Annotated in this window: 18 protein-coding genes; 9 read left to right on the top strand and 9 right to left on the bottom strand. The window is 67.6% G+C overall.

Going from position 1 to position 18,034, the window contains the following annotated elements:
- Positions 1-11 precede the first annotated feature (11 nt).
- Entirely contained in the window at positions 12-353 is a 342-nt protein-coding gene (gene paaB / locus IHE57_RS13785) for a 1,2-phenylacetyl-CoA epoxidase subunit PaaB (protein WP_209373907.1), read from the bottom strand.
- Positions 350-1,408, bottom strand: a complete 1,059-nt coding sequence (gene paaA / locus IHE57_RS13780) for a 1,2-phenylacetyl-CoA epoxidase subunit PaaA (protein WP_216630040.1) — start codon at positions 1,406-1,408, stop codon at positions 350-352. The genes paaB and paaA overlap by 4 nt, the downstream gene beginning before the upstream one ends.
- Before the next feature lie 583 nt (positions 1,409-1,991).
- Between paaA and paaI the strand changes: the two genes are divergently transcribed.
- The 3 genes from paaI to IHE57_RS13765 all read left to right on the top strand — a co-directional run bounded on the left by paaI (position 1,992) and on the right by IHE57_RS13765 (position 4,822).
- A complete protein-coding gene (gene paaI, locus IHE57_RS13775; RefSeq protein ID WP_253720301.1) occupies positions 1,992-2,489 on the top strand; it encodes a hydroxyphenylacetyl-CoA thioesterase PaaI in 498 nt (165 codons plus the stop codon).
- 129 nt (positions 2,490-2,618) lie between these two features.
- Entirely contained in the window at positions 2,619-3,914 is a 1,296-nt protein-coding gene (paaK, locus tag IHE57_RS13770) for a phenylacetate--CoA ligase PaaK (RefSeq protein ID WP_209373906.1), read from the top strand.
- Between the two features lie 158 nt (positions 3,915-4,072).
- Positions 4,073-4,822, top strand: coding sequence for a TetR/AcrR family transcriptional regulator (locus tag IHE57_RS13765; protein WP_209373891.1), 750 nt, complete (start codon positions 4,073-4,075; stop codon positions 4,820-4,822).
- 33 nt (positions 4,823-4,855) lie between these two features.
- Here the strand turns inward: IHE57_RS13765 and IHE57_RS13760 are convergent, their stop codons facing one another.
- Together IHE57_RS13760 and IHE57_RS13755 are read right to left on the bottom strand one after the other, a co-directional pair.
- Complete coding sequence (locus tag IHE57_RS13760) at positions 4,856-5,698, bottom strand: SMP-30/gluconolactonase/LRE family protein (RefSeq protein ID WP_209373889.1); 843 nt, start codon at positions 5,696-5,698, stop codon at positions 4,856-4,858.
- Between the two features lie 72 nt (positions 5,699-5,770).
- Positions 5,771-6,406, bottom strand: coding sequence for a TetR/AcrR family transcriptional regulator (locus IHE57_RS13755; protein ID WP_209373887.1), 636 nt, complete (start codon positions 6,404-6,406; stop codon positions 5,771-5,773).
- Between the two features lie 67 nt (positions 6,407-6,473).
- Between IHE57_RS13755 and IHE57_RS13750 the strand changes: the two genes are divergently transcribed.
- From IHE57_RS13750 to IHE57_RS13740, 3 genes are read left to right on the top strand one after another with little or no spacing between them, the layout of a single operon-like run.
- Positions 6,474-8,111 carry a glycerol-3-phosphate dehydrogenase/oxidase gene (locus IHE57_RS13750; RefSeq protein ID WP_209373885.1) on the top strand — a complete coding sequence of 546 codons (1,638 nt, stop codon included), beginning with the start codon at positions 6,474-6,476 and terminating at the stop codon, positions 8,109-8,111.
- Positions 8,112-8,116: 5 nt separating this feature from the next.
- Positions 8,117-9,766, top strand: coding sequence for an FAD-binding oxidoreductase (locus IHE57_RS13745; protein ID WP_209373883.1), 1,650 nt, complete (start codon positions 8,117-8,119; stop codon positions 9,764-9,766).
- Positions 9,763-10,716: a diacylglycerol/lipid kinase family protein gene (locus IHE57_RS13740; protein WP_209373881.1), complete on the top strand. Its 954-nt coding sequence runs from the start codon at positions 9,763-9,765 to the stop codon at positions 10,714-10,716. The genes IHE57_RS13745 and IHE57_RS13740 overlap by 4 nt, the downstream gene beginning before the upstream one ends.
- Here IHE57_RS13740 and paaZ read toward each other — a convergent pair.
- From paaZ to IHE57_RS13720, 4 genes are all read right to left on the bottom strand, one after another.
- Positions 10,691-12,727, bottom strand: a complete 2,037-nt coding sequence (gene paaZ / locus IHE57_RS13735) for a phenylacetic acid degradation bifunctional protein PaaZ (RefSeq protein WP_209373879.1) — start codon at positions 12,725-12,727, stop codon at positions 10,691-10,693. The genes IHE57_RS13740 and paaZ overlap by 26 nt on opposite strands.
- Before the next feature lie 125 nt (positions 12,728-12,852).
- Positions 12,853-13,026 carry a hypothetical protein gene (locus IHE57_RS13730; protein ID WP_209324542.1) on the bottom strand — a complete coding sequence of 58 codons (174 nt, stop codon included), beginning with the start codon at positions 13,024-13,026 and terminating at the stop codon, positions 12,853-12,855.
- The gene (locus IHE57_RS13725) at positions 13,019-13,321 is read right to left on the bottom strand and encodes a YtxH domain-containing protein (RefSeq protein ID WP_209324541.1); all 303 of its coding nucleotides are present in this window, start codon (positions 13,319-13,321) and stop codon (positions 13,019-13,021) included. The genes IHE57_RS13730 and IHE57_RS13725 overlap by 8 nt, the downstream gene beginning before the upstream one ends.
- Before the next feature lie 62 nt (positions 13,322-13,383).
- Positions 13,384-13,935: a P-loop nucleotide/nucleoside kinase family protein gene (locus IHE57_RS13720; protein ID WP_209373877.1), complete on the bottom strand. Its 552-nt coding sequence runs from the start codon at positions 13,933-13,935 to the stop codon at positions 13,384-13,386.
- 500 nt (positions 13,936-14,435) lie between these two features.
- Between IHE57_RS13720 and IHE57_RS13715 the strand changes: the two genes are divergently transcribed.
- Positions 14,436-15,770, top strand: coding sequence for an MFS transporter (locus tag IHE57_RS13715; RefSeq protein ID WP_436627490.1), 1,335 nt, complete (start codon positions 14,436-14,438; stop codon positions 15,768-15,770).
- Between the two features lie 158 nt (positions 15,771-15,928).
- Positions 15,929-16,873 carry a serine/threonine dehydratase gene (locus IHE57_RS13710; RefSeq protein WP_209373867.1) on the top strand — a complete coding sequence of 315 codons (945 nt, stop codon included), beginning with the start codon at positions 15,929-15,931 and terminating at the stop codon, positions 16,871-16,873.
- 9 nt (positions 16,874-16,882) lie between these two features.
- On the opposite strand, the gene IHE57_RS13705 is transcribed toward IHE57_RS13710, so the two are convergent.
- Positions 16,883-17,074, bottom strand: a complete 192-nt coding sequence (locus tag IHE57_RS13705) for a hypothetical protein (RefSeq protein ID WP_209324531.1) — start codon at positions 17,072-17,074, stop codon at positions 16,883-16,885.
- A gap of 142 nt (positions 17,075-17,216) precedes the next feature.
- On the opposite strand from IHE57_RS13705, the gene IHE57_RS13700 reads away from it, so the two are divergent.
- Positions 17,217-18,034 (top strand): integrase catalytic domain-containing protein (locus IHE57_RS13700; protein WP_216630039.1); only part of this gene is annotated, 818 nt, incomplete at its 3' end.

Raw genomic sequence — 18,034 nt, 5'->3', positions numbered from 1 at the left:
CTCGGCCCTCCTCACATGTGCGGGACATCGTCGGGGATGTCGTAGAAGGTCGGGTGGCGGTAGACCTTGTCGCCGCTGGGGGCGAACATCGGGTCCTTCTCGTCCGGGCTCGAGGCCGTGATGTCGGCGGCGCGGACGACCCAGATGCTCACGCCTTCGTTGCGTCGGGTGTAGACGTCGCGGGCGTGGTGGACGGCCATCTGGTCATCGGCGGCGTGCAGGGATCCGACGTGGACGTGGTTGAGTCCGCGCTTGCCGCGCACGAAGACCTCGTACAGCGGCCATTCGCCGCGGGTCGAGCCCGTAGCGGATTCGTCCTTCGCCGAGGTGGAGCCGGGATTGGTCTCGGTCATTTCGCTGTCTCCTCGGGTGTGGTGGTGTCGACTCCGGCGGCGGGGGTGGTATCGGCGGCGGGGGCGGTTCTACGGTCGGCAGTCGCCTCGGCGGCCTGGTTCTCGGCGAAGGCGAGCGCGGCTTCGCGCACCCATGCACCCTCGTCCCAGGCGCGCCTGCGATGGGCCAGGCGCTGTTCGTTGCAGGGCCCGTTGCCCTTGACGACGGCCCAGAACTCGTCCCAGTTCGGGGTCGAGAAGTCGTAGTGTCCGCGCTCGGCGTTCCATTTCAGTCCCTCGTCGGGGAAGGTCACGCCCAGGGCCTCGGCTTGGGGGACGGACATGTCGACGAACTTCTGACGCAGTTCGTCGTTCGTGTGGGTCTTGATGCCCCAGGCCATCGACTGCTCGGTGTTCGGGGAGTTGTCGTCCGGAGGCCCGAACATCATCAGGGACGGCCACCAGAAGCGGTTGACCGATTCCTGCACCATCTCGCGCTGGGCCTCGGTGCCGCGCATCATCGTCATCAGCAGCTCGTAGCCCTGCCGCTGGTGGAAGGACTCCTCCTTGCAGATGCGGATCATCGCACGGCCGTAGGGGCCGAAGGAGGTCCGGCACAGCGGCACCTGGTTGCATATCGCGGCACCGTCGACGAGCCAGCCGATCGTGCCGACGTCCGTGTAGGACAGGGTCGGATAGTTGAAGATCGAGGAGTACTTCTGCTTGCCGGCGACGAGCTTCTCGGTGAGTTCGTTGCGCGTGGCGCCGAGTGTCTCGGCGGCCGAGTAGAGGTAGAGACCATGCCCGGCTTCGTCCTGGACCTTGGCCAGCAGAATCGCCTTGCGGCGCAGCGAGGGCGCGCGGGAGATCCAGTTGCCTTCGGGCTGCATGCCGATGATCTCCGAGTGCGCGTGCTGCGCGACCTGCCGGATGAGCGTCTTGCGGTAGGCCTCGGGCATCCAGTCGCGGGGTTCGATCCGGTCCTTGGCTTCGATCGTCGCGTCGAACTGCGCTTCGAGCTCCTCGACGGAGACGTCGCCGGACGAGGCCGTCGAGCCTGTGATGTCTGTTGTCATAACCATTCCACCTCTGACAATTCCGCCATTGGACGTGTCCTCATCGGTCCTCACACTGTCTTCGCCGAACAGACACTCGATCCCGGTTGGGGTGTATTGCGAGATCCCCTGCCGAGACCAATTACTGACCGTTTGTTCTGTATTCCTTGCGTTCAGTGTGGCACACCCCACGCCGAGTCGCAACGCACCTGAACACGTCCGGCCCGCACCTCACCCCAGCATCGACTGAGAGATGGTCGCTATCGGATACTTTCGGCGAAGATTTCCGTCCGATTGCGACCACCGTTGGACGCGAACCCATCCGATTGCGACCACTTGCTTCTCGCGACAGCCGGAACTGGCGCACACCGCGCCTTGCGGCTCCCCCTCCCGCAGGGCCACCAACCACGCACCCCTGACGCCCCGCGAGAAGACATCCCCGCGACTTGACAAGTGACGCCGAACACAACGATATTTATTGACCAGATGGTCGTTTATTCGCCGGCGGCTCTCCCCGGGAGCGCAGGGGATCTTCCGCCGTCGTTCACGCGCAGAGACCGCTGCCCACGAGGTCAGCGCACCGCGACTCGAAGAGGAGCCGACTATGGGCCGATCCGCCCACGACACCACGATGCGCCCGGAAGCGTGGCCCGCAGAGGCAAGGCCCTCGGAGGCGGTGCCCTCGGAAGCGGGGCCCGCAGAGGCGGCCACCGGCGCCGAGGCGATGTTCGCCAATGACCGAGCCTCCCAGCACCTGGGCATCACCGTCGACGATCACGGACCCGGCTGGGCGCAGTGCTCGATGACGGTCACCGAGATCATGACCAACGGCCACGACATCACCCACGGCGGCTACGTCTTCCTCTTCGCCGACACGACCTTCGCGATGGCCTGCAACTATCCCGGCTCGGTCACGGTCGCCTCGGGCGGGGACATCGATTTCCTCAAGCCCTCCTTCATCGGCGACGAGCTCGTCGCCCGGGGCAGGGAGGTCGTCAAGCAGGGCCGCTCGGGCATCTACGACGTCACGGTCACTCGCGGTGAGGAGGTCATCGCCACCTACCGCGGCCGCTCCCGCACACTGCCTCCACGAAAGCAGTGACCTCGCCCGCCTGAACACAGTGACCGCACACTCACCCCACCCAGCCACACGCGAACGGCACAGCCCCGCAGCCGGCGCGCCGCCTCGCGGCTCACGGATCTGCAGAAGAGATTTCGCAAGGAGACGATGATGACTGATCCCGACCTCGACGCCGGCGAACGGATGAGCCTGGACGAGCTGCGCGCCGACCAGCTGAAGAACCTCAGGACCACGGTGACCTCCGTGTACGAGAAGGTGCCCTTCTACCGGAAGGCCTTCGACGAGCTCGGCGTGACTCCGGCGGACATCACGAGCCTCGAGGACATCGCGAAGCTGCCGTTCACGAACAAGCAGGACCTTCGCGACAACTACCCGTTCGGACTCTTCGCGGTCCCTCAGGAGCAGGTCGCGCGCATCCACGCCTCCTCGGGCACCACCGGGCTGCCGACCGTCGTCGGGTACACCATGGGTGACCTCGACAAGTGGGGCAGCCTCATCGCCCGTTCCGTCCTCGGGGCCGGAGGCAAGCGGGGACAGATGATGCACAACGCCTACGGCTACGGTCTGTTCACCGGCGGTCTCGGTGTTCACGGCGCCGAACGCCACGGCTTCACGGTCGTGCCGATCTCCGGCGGGCAGACCCCGCGTCAGGTGCAGCTGATCCAGGACTTCAAGCCCGATATCATCACCGCCACGCCCACCTACCTGCTCACGATCCTCGACGAGTTCCGCAAACAGGGCATCGACCCGACGACCACGAGCCTGAAGACCGCGATCTGCGGCGCCGAACCGTGGACGGACGAGATGCGCAAGGAGATCGAGCAGTCCTTCGACATCGACGCCGTCGACATCTACGGCCTCTCCGAGGTCATGGGTCCGGGCGTGGCCTGCGAATCGGCCGTGACGAAGGACGGGCCGACGATCTGGGAGGACCACTTCTACCCGGAGATCGTCGATCCCTTCACCGGTGAGGTGCTGCCCGACGGCGAGGAGGGCGAACTCGTCTTCACCTCGCTGACGAAGGAGGCCCTGCCGATCATCCGCTACCGCACCCACGATCTCGCGACGCTGCTGCCGGGCACCGCGCGAGAGAACTTCCGTCGGATCTCGCGCATCACGGGCCGCTCGGACGACCTCATGATCATCCGCGGCGTCAACGTCTACCCCGCCAATGTCGAGTCCGTGCTCTTCGAGTTCGCACCCCTGAGTCCACACTTCCAGCTCGTGCTCACCCGCCCGGGCCGGATGGACGAGATGACGGTCGAGGTCGAGGCCCGCGAGGGCATCGGCGCCGTCGAGCTCGAAGGTCTCGACCGCCTGGTCGCGTCTCGGATCAAGGCCCGCCTCGGCGTCTCCTGCGATGTCGCCCTCAAGATGCCCGGCGCCCTGCCGCGCTCGGTCGGCAAGCTCAAACGCATCATCGACCGCCGGGACGGCGTGCGCTGAGATGACGACGCGCCTTGCGAACCGGATCCCGACAGGTGACCTCACCGCCGTGGTTCCGCCAGCTGCGGGCCCGGCGGCTGCGGGTCCGGCGGCTGCGGGTCCGGCGGCTGTGACGCACGTCGCGGCGGCCGCCGAAGGGGTGCTTTAGACTGATGCGCATGCCCGAATCGTCCTCACCTGCGCCGACGCCACCGACCACGACGGACCCGTCGGCCGCCTCCACCGAGACGGTCGTGCGCTCGTCCCCTGCCTCCGAGCAGGCACCTGCCAAGGCGCAGTCACCCGCCGAGGCGCAGTCCCACGCCGAGGCGGACGGCCCCAAACGTTCCCGCCGCGGACGACCCGGATACGACCGGGAGACACTGATCAACAAGGCCACCGAGGTCTTCGTCTCCCGCGGCTACGACGGCACCTCGATGGACACCGTCGCCCGCGAGCTGGGGATCACGAAGTCTGCGATCTACCATCATGTGAAGTCGAAGGAAGAGCTGCTGCACCTGGCGATCAATCGCGGGATCGGCGCCCTCGACTCGGCGGTCGAGGCCGAGAGCCACCGGACGGGCATCACGGCGCTCGAGCGCCTGCGCCTGGCCGTGCGCGCCAGCGTGCTCATCCTCATCGAATACCACCATTCCGTGACCCTGCTGCTGCGGGTGCGCGGGAACTCACCGGTCGAGCTCGAAGCGCTCGAACAGCGGCGCCGCATCGATGAGAAGATCCGCGGCCTGGTCTCCGAAGCCATCGCCGAGGGCGGCCTCCGCTCCGATTTCACCCCCGGTCTCATCACCCGCCTGCTCTTCGGCATGGTCAACTCGATCACCGAGTGGTACCGCCCGAGCTACCCCGTCGACCCCGACACCATCGCCGAGGCCGTGACCACAATGGCCTTCCAGGGCCTGGAGGCCTGAGACAGCGGCTGCCGGGCCCGCGGGCGCCGGAGGTCACCCCGCGAAAGGACGGACCGGCTGACCGGTCACCCCCACCTCGGCGGCGAAGAGCGCACCGGCCAGCGGATCCGCGGAGGTGTCCACGTCCTCCTGGGAGGAGGTGATGAAGAGTCGATCGAGGTTCTCCCCGCCGAAGGTGCACGCGGTCGTCTTCCCGGCTGCGACCTCGACGATTCCGTCGAGGGTCCCGTCGGCCCGGTAGCGGTGGACGGCACCGCCGTTGGCCACTGCGGTCCAGACGCAGCCCTCGGCGTCGACGGTGAGCCCGTCGGGCAGACCGCCGTCGGGGAGTTCGACGAGAACGCGGCGGCCACTCAGCCCTTCGACGGGGTCGAAGTCGAAGACGGCGATCTGCTGCGTGGCCGTGTCGTTGTAGTAGACGAGAGAACCGTCGGGGCTCCAGTCGATGCCGTTCGAGATGGTCACGTCCTCGAGCATGACCTCGGCCCTCCCATCGGGGCTGAGACGGTAGAGGGAGGCCGCCCCGGCACGCTGGTCGTAAGCCATCGATCCGCACCAGAAGTTGCCCTGCGGGTCGCAGCCGCCGTCATTCATGCGGATATCCGACTCAGACCACAGCTCGGACAGCGCAGTGATCTCACCCGCTTCGCTCTCGAGGGCGAACCCGCGCTCGACGCCGATGACGGCTCCGCCTCGGCTGCGCGGACGCACTGCCGCCGCGACGTCTCCGACATGCCGTCGCTCGACGCGGTCGCTTCGCAGCGTGAGGATGTCCCCGGCGAGCATGTCGACCCAGCGCAGCCCGCCCCAGGACGGCGACCATACGGGCCCTTCGCCGTGAAAGGCGATCGGGTCAGTGATCTGTTCGGCTCTCATGGACCCAGGCAAGCACAGCCCGACCGCTCCGACAAGGCCCCTCAGCCCGCTGGGGCGTCGAGGGCAGAACGCTCACCCGAAGCCGAGTGCCGCCATCCCCGCGGCCATGGCCCAGTTCATCGTCTCGTCCACCTCGGCCAGGAGCTCGTCGCGGGGCGGATCGTATCCGCTGATCACCCAGTCGACGACGAGCTGCAGTCCGGCGCCGACGAGCACATCGCCGAGGATGCGCTGCCTCGCCGGGGTCAGCGCAGGCCCGGAGGACGCCCTGACAAGTCGGTCGACGAGTTCGTCACCGATCGATCGCCCATGCGAGCGGTAGAGTTCGTCGACGCGGGCGCTGACCCCGAGGACCTCGAAGAGGTGGACCTTCGCCCGCACGGGATTGGCCTGCGCCCAGCCGAGGAAGGCCGCGATGAAACCGCGCAGCACCTCCGGGGCGGTGTCCCCACCGCCGGCGAGCACTGCGGCGCGGAGGTCGGCGACCACGCGCTCGTAGACCTCGCAGAGGAGATCCTCCAGGCTCGCGAACGATTCGTAGAAGTAGCGCTTGTTGAGGCCGGCCGCCTCACAGACGGCACCGACGGTGGCCGCCCGATACCCCTCGGCTCCGAACAGCTCGATCCCGGCCCCGATGATCCGTTCACGCCTGGCACTCTCCCGCGCCTCGCGGCTGGCCCCGGCGTATGGGCGCCCTCGACTCGTCACACTGTGATCTTGACAACACTCGACAGCGAAAGCAAACTGGTACGACTTCGTACCAGAAAGCATCGCAATGGCTTCCACCACTTCAGCAGAAGGCACGCCGAGGCCCGCCGGGGATCCCGCGCTCAACGCCGCACAGCGGGCCCGCGACCTGCGCGCCGCGACCGCAGACACCGGCACCGGCACTGGCACTGGCACTGGCACTGGCACTGGCACCGACATCGTCGTCATCGGCGGCGGGTTCACCGGCGTCGGTGTCGCCCTGGACGCCGCCAGCCGCGGTTTGTCCGCCACTCTGGTCGAACGCGGTGACCTCGCCTCCGGCACCAGCAGCTGGAGCTCGAAGCTCGCCCACGGCGGACTGCGCTACCTCGCACGGCTGGACTTCCCGATCGCCTGGGAATCGGCCGTCGAACGCGGCCGTCTGATGCGCCGCATCGCACCCCACCTGATCCGTCCCGTGCCGATGCTCTATCCGCTGCACACCGGCGTCGGTCGCCTCGAAGCCGCCATGACGGGCGCGGGATTCCTCGCCGGCGACATCATGCGGATGCTTGCCCGCACCCCGAAGCGACTGCTCCCCCATCCCCGCCGGATCTCGGCCGCCGCCGTCCGACGACTCGCCCCCGCCACGACCTCGCGGGGTCTGCGCGGCGGCCTGCTCAGCTGGGACGGTCAGCTCGTCGACGACGCCCGGCTGGTGATCGCCCTCGCCCGCACGGCGACGGCTCATGGTGCGCGCATCATCACCTACGCCGAGGCGACCGGAATCGAACGCGGCCGCGTCCACCTCACCGACCGCCTCACCGATGAGACCCACACGATCCGCGCCCGACAGATCGTCAACGCCGCCGGAGTCTGGTCCGATACTCTCTCCGACGAGGTCGAACTCGCCCCCAGCAAGGGCTCGCACATCCTCGTCCGAGCGGCGCGTCTCGGACATCCGAGCGCAGCCGTCACCGCGCCCGTCCCCGGTCACTTCGGCCGGTACGTCTTCGCTGTGCCGTGGCACAACGGCCTGGTCATGATCGGCATCACCGACGACCGGCACCATGGTCCGATCCCGGAACGCGCCCACCCCGACGGCGCCGAGGAGACGTTCCTCCTCGACACGATCAACGCCGTACTCGACGACGAGCTCACCCCTGAGGACATCGTCGGCAGCTACGCGGGCTTCCGCCCGCTGATCAGGAGCACGGGACCCTCGAACAGCACTGGAGCCTCCGGCAGCGCCGACCTCTCCCGCAAGCACGCCCTGCTGCGCGACCCGCGGACCGGGACGCTGACCATCGTCGGCGGCAAACTCACCGCCTACCGACGCATGGCCGAAGACGCCGTCGATGACGCCGTCAAGACATGCGGTCTGCCGGCCGGACCGTGCCGGACAGGCGGACTCGGGCTCGTCGGCAAGGGCACACCTGCACCCGGACTGCCCGAACATCTGGTCTCCCGCTACGGCACCGATGCCGCGGAGGTGGCAGCCTACGGCGACGCCGATCCCTCACTCAACGAACCCGTGCGCAAGGGAATCCCACTGACCGGTGCGGAAGTGCGCTTCGCCGTCGAGCACGAGCTCGCCCTCACGGTCGAGGACGTCATCGACCGGCGGACCCGTTGGGGACTCGTCGACGCCGATCGCGCCGAGCTCTATGACGCTGTGGCACGGATCGCCCCGGAACTCATCACACAATCGCGACACGAAGGATGACGAACATGGACACTCAACCGCGGATGCGCTGGTGGGGCTGGGGCGAGGACGGGCACGACAGCCCGATCAAGCCCGGGGCGAGGAAGCTGCTGAGCAAGGTGTGCGGCTGGCCCCGCGGCGTCGACCGCCGGCCCGTACGACTCGAGGACATCCGCCTGCCCGAGCCCGAGCTCCCGGACGAGGTGCACGCCCGCTTCGTCGAGGTCGTGGGCGAGGACTTCGTCCGCGACGACCACGCGATCCGCGTCAGGCATGCGGCAGGACGCAGCCTGCCCGACCTCATCCGGCTGCGCACAGGCGAGCTGCCGTTCGCTCCGGATGCCGTGATCTGGCCCGGTTCCGCCGCCGAGGTGGACGCACTCCTGGCCGTCTGCCAGCAGGAGCGCATCGCGGTCGTTCCGTTCGGCGGCGGCACCAGCGTCGTCGGCGGCATCGATGCGTTCCGACCGGGTCTGGCCGGCAGCGTCTGCCTCAGCTTGTCACGGCTCGATGAGATCCTCGACATCGACGAGGAGTCGCTGACGGCGACCGTCCAGGCCGGGGTGTTCGGACCTGACCTCGAAGAGCGTCTGCAGGTCGGAGGCCTCACGCTCGGCCATTACCCGCAGTCCTTCGAGTTCAGCACTGTCGGCGGGTGGGTCGCCACCCGGTCGGCCGGTCAGCAGTCGACCGGATACGGACGCACCGACGAGAACGTGCTCGGGCTGCGCTGCTCGACCCCGAACGGTCCGATCGGACTGCGTTCGACTCCTGCCACGGCGGCCGGGCCCGATCCGCGCCAGATGCTCGTCGGCTCCGAAGGGACTCTCGGCATCATCACCGAGGTGACTCTGCAGATCAGACGCCTGCCGGAGGCGAGCGTGCCCGATTCCTGGTTCTTCCCCGACTTCGCCTCGGGCACCGCGGCTCTGCGGGAGATGGAGCAGTCAGGGCTGCGGCCGGATATCGCGCGCCTCTCCGATGTCAACGAGACCGCTTTCGGGCTCGCGCAGCTCGGCAGCGGACTCCAGCGCAGAAGTGTGCTCGCCTATCTGCGCGCCCGCGGCATCTCGACGCCCTGCCTGCTGGTGGTCCGCTTCGACGGCCGCACCGCCGAGGCCCGAGCCCGTCGGTCGGCCGCCCGGACGATCGCCCGTCAGCACAGGGGCGTGGGTCTGGGAGCCACCCCGGAGGCCATGTGGGAGAAGCACCGCTTCTCGACCCCGTACCTGCGCGATCAGCTGCTGACCGAGGGCATCCTGGTCGAGACCCTGGAGACGGCGGCGCCGTGGTCCCGGATCGAGGAACTCCACGATACGATCCGGGCGGAGATCGAGAAGACATCGGCTGAACGCGGCACACCGGCCCTGGTGCTCTGCCACATCTCCCACCTGTACGCCTCGGGCTGTTCGCTCTACTACACCGTCTTCGCCCGAGCTCAGGAAGGCGAGGAGCTCAAGCAGTGGAAGGCGATGAAGACCGCGGCCGGCGATGCCATCGTCGGCGGCGGAGGCACGATCACTCATCACCATTCGATCGGGGCGGACCATGCCCCCTGGCTCGGCGAAGAGACAGGCGATCTGTGGCTGCGGATGCTGCGTGCGGCCAAGGCCGAAGCCGACCCGGCGGGCATCATGAATCCCGGCAAGCTCATGAATGGGCCGACCACGTTATGAATGACGGCGCGCGGGGCAATGGGGCCCCGGATCCGACGGCAGTCGTCGTCATCCTCAATCCCGCGGCCCGCGACGGCGCCGTGCTCAGGCGGATCGAGCCGCTGCGTGAGGCCTTCGCCGCCCACGGACTCGAGGCCGCACTGATCACGAGCGACAGCGAAGGCCACGCCGGTGAATTGGCCGCGGAGTTCGCGGCACAGGGGGCGCCCGTCGTCGTCGCGCTCGGCGGCGATGGGATGGCTCGCTCGGTCGCGGCCGGACTCCTCGGCACTCGAACCGCCCTGGGCATCATCGCCGGCGGCCGCGGCAACGACCTCATCGGCAAGCTCGGCATCCCGAAGGACATCGAGGCGGCCGTGTCCGTCGTCGCCGAGGGTCGCGACCGCGTCATCGACGTCCTCGACCTCGACGGGAAGGTCAGCCTCGGCAACGTCTGCCTCGGACTCGACTCGGCCGTGCAGCGGCATGCGAACGCAGCGAAGTGCGTCAAGGGCCGTTGGGTCTATCTGTACGGGATCGTGCGCGCGATCCTGCCGCCCGAATGCATCGATCTGGAACTGACCGTCGACGGCGAGCGCACCGCCTTCCGCGGCTACACGGCGGGCTTCGCCAATTCCGGCCGCTATGGAGGCGGGCTCAGGCTCTCCCCCACAGCCGCCCTCGACGACGGGCTCATCGACATCGTCCTCCTCAAGGACGTCGCCCTGCCGCGGCTCGCCGCCGAACTCGTGGCGTTCAGCTCCGGTAGGCACGATCGGCACCCGCACATCCACTTCGGCCGCGCCCGTGAGGTCCACATCTCGACCCCCGAAGGCGCGGATCCCATCGAGATCGTCGCCGACGGCGATGCGGTCGCCCGGACCCCGGCCACCCTGAGGATCCGACCGGCCTCTCTGACCGTCCGCGTCCCCCGGGCCCGCCGCCTCAGTGCTCCTTCGCCACGAGGGTGAGCACGTCGTAGCTCGCCACGGGTTCGTCGTTCTGGTTGACGACCTGTGCGTCCCAGCGGACCTCGCCGTACTCATCGGTCTCGCGCGGGGTGATCCGCTTGGCCGTGAGCGTGACCTTGAGCCTGTCGCCCGGCGAGACGGGCGTGATGAAGGTCAGCCCCTCGAGGCCGTAGTTCGCAAGCACCGGACCCGGGTCCGGCTGGACGAAGAGACCGGCCGCGAAGGACACGATGAGGTAGCCGTGGGCCACGCGGCCCGGGAAGAACGGGTTCGCGGCCGCCGCCTCCTCGTCCATATGCGCGTAGAACGTGTCGCCGGTGAAGTTCGCGAAGTGCTCGATATCGTCGAGTGTGACCTCGCGCCACTCGGATTCGAGGGTATCGCCGATACGCAGGTCGTTGAGCGACTTCGTGAAGGGATGCTCGCCGAGGCGGCGCTCCGATCCGTTCACCCATTCCCCGCCGATCGCGGTGAGCATGTCCGGTGAGGCCTGGATCGCGGTGCGCTGCATGAAGTGCTCGACCCCGCGCAGACCGCCCATCTCCTCTCCGCCGCCGGCCCGCCCCGGCCCGCCGTGGATGAGGGTGGGCAGCGGTGAGCCGTGCCCGGTCGATTCCTCGGCATCATCACGATCGAGGACGAGCACGCGCCCGTGCCAGGGGGCGATCCGGCGGACGAATTCGGTGGCGAACCGAGCATCGTGGGTGACGACCGAGCCGACCAGCGAACCGCGGCCACGGGCGGCCAGACGCACGGCCTCCTCAGTGTCGGAATAGGCGATGATCGAGGTCACCGGCCCGAAGGCCTCGATGTCGTGGACGGCATCGGCCCAGGCGTCATCGGCATGGAGGACGGTGGCCGCGACATAGGCACCGCCGTGTTCGGCGGCCAGCCTGTCGGACTCCTCCCGTCCGCCGGCGAGCAGGTGGGCGCCGCCGGCGAGAATGGCGTCGATGGAATCGAGGACGTCGGCGCGCTGCTTCTCGGAGACGACCGGGCCCAAGCGCGTGGACTTCTCCCGCGGATCACCCACCCCTTGGATGGAGAGCTTCGCGATGATGGCCTCCCCGACCGCCTCGGCGTGGGCCTCGGGCACGAGGGTGCGACGGATCGCGGTGCATTTCTGTCCGGCCTTGACGGTCATCTCGGCGACGACGCCGGAGACGAAGAGGTCGAACTCCTCCGTGCCAGGGCCGGCGTCGGGGCCGAGCAGGGAGAAGTTGAGCGAGTCCGCCTCGGCGAAGAATCGGGTGCCGCGCTCGGTGAGGCAGTCGAGTCCGGACAGGCGCCGAGCGGTCGCAGCGGAGCCGGTGAAGGCGATGGTGTCCTGCTCGGACAGATGGTCGAAGAGCGGGCTGACGTCGCCGCTGACGAGCTGGATGGCACCGGCCGGGAGAAGGCCGGATCCGACCATGTCGTCGACGACCGCGCGAGTCAGGTGGGCGGTGTCCGTGGCGGGCTTGACGACGACGGGAACGCCGGCGACGAACATCGGGGCGAACTTCTCGAGCATGCCCCAGACCGGGAAGTTGAAGGCGTTGATCTGCAGCGCCAGACCCTGCCTGGAGGTCATTATGTGCCGGCCGACGAAGGTGCCGTTCTTCGACAGGCGCTCGATCCCGCCATCGAGGTGGACGGTCGAGTTCGGCATCTGACGGCGGGCGATGCCGGAGTAGGTGAAGAGCGTGCCGATGCCGCCCTCAATGTCGACGAACGCGTCGCGCTTCGTGGTGCCGGTGGTGAACGAGATCTCGTGATACCCCTTGGTCCGCTCCATGAGGCAGCTTCCGAGCTTCTTGAGGATGACCCCGCGCTGGTGGAAGGTGAGCTTCTGGAGTTCCGGCAGACCGGTGTTCCGGGCGTAGGCGTCGACGGCAGCGAAGTCGATGCCCGCGGAGCTCACCTGGTGGAGGAGCTCACCGGTGCCTGCGTCGTGCACCGCACGGGCACTGTCGGTCGCACCAGGCGTGTGCCAGCCTCCGGCCACATAGGAACTGAGGGTCTCGGTCATGCTTGCTCTCCCTGGTGAAACGACGTCTCCCGGTTCACGGCGGCCGAGTTCGGCACCGCTGCCGATTCCTGGAGAATATACTAACCAATCGGTCGGTAATTGTCATAGGAGTGCGATGAGACCGGTCAGAAGCGGTTGAGCAGCTCCTGTTCGGCGTCGGGGTGGATCTCCCCGGTGTCCTTGTCCACCACCGGCTCGAGGCGGCCCTGCTGCTCCCACTCGGTGGCGATGACGCCGAGCTCTGCCTCGATGGCCGCTCGGCTGGCCCCGAAGTGCTCGGTGTCCGAGATCTCAGCCATGGATGTCCTCCGTGGGGCCCTGAGCCGAGTCGCCGGAGATCTTCGACTTGACGTCACTGCCGACCTGCTTCGACTTCTCGCCGGCGCTCTTGAGCGCCTGCTCGGCCTTGTCCTGCACGACCGGAGCCTTCTCCTTCACCGTGTCTTCGATATCGGACACACGGTCCTGGACCTTGGGGTCGCTCCACAGGTCCTGCACGGCCTGTTTGAGCGATTCGTAGCTCTGTCGTCCGGCACGGGAGCCGAGGACATACCCCACTCCGATTCCTGCTGCCAGTAGAAGCTTGCCCTTCATGCTGCCTCCCTCTCTGAGGTTTCCGCGTGGTTTCCTGAACTTAGCTGTGTTCCCCGACGCATTCAAGGGGTGCCCGAAGAGCCCGATCGTGCGTTCTGGGCCAGAACGTCCCGCACTGCGGCGAGGACCTCCGTTCCCGATGCCTTGCCCGAATCGCTGCTCGTGTCGATGCGCACGACCGGTCCCAATTCGAGCGGTGCGCTGCGCCGCCACAGGTCGACGTCGTTCGGGTCGTCTTCGTGGATGCCGTGTCGGTCGCGGTGCTCGTATCGCTCGACGGCCTCTTCCAAGGGAGCGTCGCACCACACTTCGACGACCTCCTCGGCCCCGGCGGTCCGCAGCCCCTCCTCGACGCTGTCGAGATCACGCTCCAGAGCCCAGAACGACTCGACCACCACCGTGTCCTCGACCAGAGCGGCCAGCTTCCACGCCACCCTGTCCGCCAGCTCGTGAGCCGGATCCCTGGGGAAGCGGTAGTTCACTGAATCGACGAGGCGTTCGAGCACCTCGTCGACGGAGAGGAAGGGCACGTCCGCCGCTGCGGCGAGGTCAGAGGCGAGTGTGGACTTCCCCGACGCGGGGAGCCCATTGACCAGGATCACGGTGGCTGCCATCGTCGGGTCCTCTCCTTCGGCTCTCGTGTCTCTTCGGCTCGCGGCGCGGTCCCGCTCGTCTCCGCTGCCCGCGCAGGCCGCGGCCCACAGGACGCGGCGCGCAGCCCGCAACCAACAGGACGTGGCGCGCGCAGCCCGAGACGCGGCGTTCACGGCCACGATAACCGCACCCAGCAGCAACATCCCATCGGAGCACTGACTCATCGATGACCACCGCCAAAGCGCAATGCGCGGTCGAGTGGGCTCCACGAGCACCGCGGCCAGGGGCACGGGGCCTCGGCTGACACGCAGGTGACATCGACCACTTCCTGCAATATAGTCGGAGGCAATTACTGACCGAACAGTCTGCCAGCCGGCTCCTGCCCAGCGGCTGTTCGAAGGCGAGCGCTGCGGACAGCACCGGCGGATTCCGGTGCATCACCGGCGCAGTCGGCGGTCAGACGGTGGGGGCGCAGCGCGCTCGACACCCATCAGCCCGAACGTCAATGGAGACCGCTCGCATGTCACAGACCTCCGCACAGAACATGACCCATGAGGAACGCAAAGTCCTCGCAGGTACGCTCGTCGGCACCACCATCGAGTGGTACGACTTCTTCATCTACGCCCAGGCCGCCGGCCTCGTCCTCTCGGCCCAGTACTTCGGCCCGCTGGCCTCGGACAATCCGGCCCTCGGCCAGATCATGGCCTGGGCCTCACTGGGCATCTCGTTCCTCTTCCGACCGCTCGGCGCGATCATCGCCGGCCACCTCGGCGATCGCATCGGACGCAAGAAGATGCTCGTCCTCACGCTCATCCTCATGGGAGCCGCGACCTCGCTCATCGGTCTGCTGCCGAACTACGCGATGATCGGCATCGGCGCGCCGATCCTGCTCACCCTGCTGCGGATCCTGCAGGGCTTCTCGGCGGGCGGCGAATGGGGCGGGGCCGCGCTGCTCTCGGTCGAGCACGCACCGATCTCCAAGCGCGGCATCTTCGGCGCGTACCCGCAGATCGGCGTACCCGTCGGAATGATCCTCGCCACCGGCGTGATCTGGGTGCTCACCACGGTGCTCAGCCCCGAGCAGTTCGCCGGCTTCGGCTGGAGGATCCCGTTCCTCCTCTCCGTCGTCCTCGTCATCGTCGGCTACTACATCCGCCGCCAGGTTGAGGAGAGTCCCGTCTTCGCCGAACTCGCAGAGCGCAAGGCCGAGTCCTCGGCGCCCCTGGGAACCCTGTTTCGGAAGAACACGAAGGAAGTCGTGCTCTCCGCCCTCATCTTCATCGGCAACAATGCGGTCGGCTACATGATCATCGCCTTCTTCGCCGCCTACGCCTCCCGACCGCTCGAAGACGGCGGCACGGTCGGTCTCGACCGGGCACCGGTGCTGTTGGCGACGACGCTCGCGAGCTTCGGCTGGCTGGTGTTCACGATGTGGGGCGGCGCTCTGTCCGATCGCCTCGGCCGGGTGCGCACATTCCAGATCGGCTACGTTCTGCTCATCGTCTGGCTCATCCCGACCTTCCTCATGATCGACACGGTCAACATCTGGCTCTACGGCGTCGGCATCTTCGTCCTCACCGTCGGAATGGGCCTGTCCTACGGTCCGATGTCGGCGATGTATGCGGAGATGTTCCCTGCCCAGGTCCGCTATTCGGGTGTGTCGATCGGCTATGCGCTCGGTGCGATCCTCGGCGGTGCCTTCGCACCGACCATCGCCGAGACCCTGCTCGCCGAGACTGGCACCTCGCTGTCGATCGCGATCTACATGATCATCGTCTGCATCATCTCGCTCATCGGCGTCAGCCTGGTCAAGGAGACCAAGGGCGTCGACCTCGGCCTGACCATGCATCACTGAGGCGGCGTCAGCAGCGCCCCGGTGCCCCGTGCCCAGTCCCCGTCCGCCGTGCGCATGTCGCCTGCGGGTGGATCCGCTTCGATCCGCACGGGAAAATCGAAGTGGATCCACCCACAGGAGACGCAACCTCCGCAGCCGGTCTCGCATAGGCTGGTGGCATGCCTGAGCTGACCCATCCCGACATCGAATCCGCCGCCGCACGGATCGCCGGACGCGTGCGCCCGGTCACGGTCACCTCGGCGCCGGAGGACGGGCTGCACTTCGCCCTCGAATTCATGCAGCATACGGGCACGTTCAAGGCCCGGGGCGCGCAGAACTTCATCCGAGCCCATCTCGAGGCCGGCTGCTTCCCCGAGGCGGGGATCACGATCGCCTCGGGCGGCAACGCGGGCCTGGCCTGCGCCTGGGCGGCCCGCGAGGCAGGCGTTCCCGCCACTGTGTTCCTGCCGACCACGGCTCCGGGTGTCAAGGTCGAGCGGCTGCGCTCCTATGGGGCGACCGTCGAACTCGTCGGTGCGGAGTTCGCCGAGGCGGCCGAGGCCTGCCGGAATTTCGTCGCGTCATCGGGGGCGTTGGCCTCGCACGCCTATGACCATCCGCTCATCGCCGCCGGAGCGGGCACGCTCATGACCGAGATCCTCGAGCAGGTGCCCGATCTCGACACGGTCGTCGTCTCGGTCGGCGGAGGCGGCCTGTTCGCCGGCGTCGCGACCGCTGCGACTCATGCCGGAGTGCGCACGGTGGCGGTGGAGCCGCGCAACTGTCGAGCGCTCAATGCCGCGCTCGAAGCCGGAGAACCGGTCGACGTGACCGTCGATTCCGTGGCCGCCGATTCACTCGGCGCACGACGGGCGACTCCCCTGGCGCTGGCTGCGGCACGATCGGATCTGGTCACCTCGGTGCTGGTCGATGATGCGGCGATCATCGCCGCGCGAGCGCATCTGTGGGACGACCACCGCCTGGCGGTCGAGCATGCTGCGGCGACGGCGCTGGCGGGAGTGCGGGGCCGGAGCGACGGCGCAACCAACGGCTATGTGCCGGCGGACGGGGAGAAGTTCTGCGTCGTCCTCTGCGGGGCGAACACCAGCCTCGGCGATCTCTGAGACGCTCGGTCAGCGCGTTCGGTCGCGGTCCTTGGACTTCAGCGATGCCTTGATGAGGCCGAAGATGGCGAGCGCCACGACGACGGTGATGACCGCTTTGACGAGGAACCACGCAATGGAGAATGCGACGTTGACCACCCACCACGCGATGATGATGGCGATGATCGCGCCGATGACGCTCCAGACGGTACTCATCTTCATGCCTCAAGCCTAGGCCCGCGCGCGTGCCGGCGCAATGGCGCGACCAGACTCAGATAAACAGCCCGCGAGCCACCCTCGCTGCCTCATATACTTTTGCCCGCGAAATGGTGGACCCTCGAACACTATGGGGAGTGAACTGTCGATGGCGACACGAGCCGAGATCACCACGAAATACGCCAAGGCGTACAAGAAAGCGACGAAGAAAACCAAAGGAGCCGTGCTCGACGAAGTCGTGGCCGTGACCGGGTGGACCCGCGACAACGCCCGACGCCGCCTGACCCAAGCAGCGAACCACCCGCCCGGACCCGGCCGGACAGTCGCCACACAGCCGCGGAAACCTCGGGCCAGGAAATACTCCTACGACGCGACCAGGATCCTGCAACGCGTATGGGCGATCTCCGGCGGCCAATGCGGCAAATACCTCCACGCGACGATGCAGATCCTTCTCGACCTCCTCGAAGCCCATCACGAACTGGTTCCCGGCCAGGGACGCTACACCAAGGGTGTGCGCAAGGAACTGCTGATGATGAGCCCGGCCACGATCGACCGCTACCTGGGACCAGTGCGGGCCAAAGACGCCATCGGTGGGCACTCGACGACGAAGCCCGGCACGTTGCTGCGCTCAGCGATCACGATCCGGCGGGCCGGCGACGAAGTTGAAGCCGAACCCGGGTTCTTCGAAGGCGATACCGTTGCCCACTGCGGACCCGTCGAGTCCGGAGAATTCGCCCGCACTCTCAACCTCACCGACTTTCACACCGGATGGACCTACACCCGCACCGTGCGCAACAACGCCCACACGAACATCCTGACTGGGCTGAAGACCGCAGCGCGTGAGATTCCGTTCCAGATCACTGGCCTCGACTTCGATAACGGGTCGGAGTTCCTCAACCAGTACGTCATCGAATGGGCCGGGTCGCGGGGCATCTACTTCACCCGATCCAGGCCGTATAAGAAGAA

This window comes from Brevibacterium renqingii, assembly GCF_017808105.1.
GTDB lineage: Bacteria > Actinomycetota > Actinomycetes > Actinomycetales > Brevibacteriaceae > Brevibacterium > Brevibacterium renqingii.
The sequence above is the reverse complement of the archived record's forward strand: the minus strand, read 5'-3'. Positions and strand labels throughout refer to the sequence as shown.

Bases quoted from the DNA above. Each gene is read 5' to 3' on its own strand.
- paaB (WP_209373907.1), bottom strand. From the start codon at position 353: ATGACCGAGACCAATCCCGGCTCCACCTCGGCGAAGGACGAATCCGCT.
- paaA (WP_216630040.1), bottom strand. From the start codon at position 1,408: ATGACAACAGACATCACAGGCTCGACGGCCTCGTCCGGCGACGTCTCC.
- paaI (WP_253720301.1), top strand. From the start codon at position 1,992: ATGGGCCGATCCGCCCACGACACCACGATGCGCCCGGAAGCGTGGCCC.
- paaK (WP_209373906.1), top strand. From the start codon at position 2,619: ATGACTGATCCCGACCTCGACGCCGGCGAACGGATGAGCCTGGACGAG.
- IHE57_RS13765 (WP_209373891.1), top strand. From the start codon at position 4,073: ATGCCCGAATCGTCCTCACCTGCGCCGACGCCACCGACCACGACGGAC.
- IHE57_RS13760 (WP_209373889.1), bottom strand. From the start codon at position 5,698: ATGAGAGCCGAACAGATCACTGACCCGATCGCCTTTCACGGCGAAGGG.
- IHE57_RS13750 (WP_209373885.1), top strand. From the start codon at position 6,474: ATGGCTTCCACCACTTCAGCAGAAGGCACGCCGAGGCCCGCCGGGGAT.
- IHE57_RS13745 (WP_209373883.1), top strand. From the start codon at position 8,117: ATGGACACTCAACCGCGGATGCGCTGGTGGGGCTGGGGCGAGGACGGG.
- IHE57_RS13740 (WP_209373881.1), top strand. From the start codon at position 9,763: ATGAATGACGGCGCGCGGGGCAATGGGGCCCCGGATCCGACGGCAGTC.
- paaZ (WP_209373879.1), bottom strand. From the start codon at position 12,727: ATGACCGAGACCCTCAGTTCCTATGTGGCCGGAGGCTGGCACACGCCT.
- IHE57_RS13730 (WP_209324542.1), bottom strand. From the start codon at position 13,026: ATGGCTGAGATCTCGGACACCGAGCACTTCGGGGCCAGCCGAGCGGCC.
- IHE57_RS13725 (WP_209324541.1), bottom strand. From the start codon at position 13,321: ATGAAGGGCAAGCTTCTACTGGCAGCAGGAATCGGAGTGGGGTATGTC.
- IHE57_RS13720 (WP_209373877.1), bottom strand. From the start codon at position 13,935: ATGGCAGCCACCGTGATCCTGGTCAATGGGCTCCCCGCGTCGGGGAAG.
- IHE57_RS13715 (WP_436627490.1), top strand. From the start codon at position 14,436: ATGTCACAGACCTCCGCACAGAACATGACCCATGAGGAACGCAAAGTC.
- IHE57_RS13710 (WP_209373867.1), top strand. From the start codon at position 15,929: ATGCCTGAGCTGACCCATCCCGACATCGAATCCGCCGCCGCACGGATC.
- IHE57_RS13705 (WP_209324531.1), bottom strand. From the start codon at position 17,074: ATGAAGATGAGTACCGTCTGGAGCGTCATCGGCGCGATCATCGCCATC.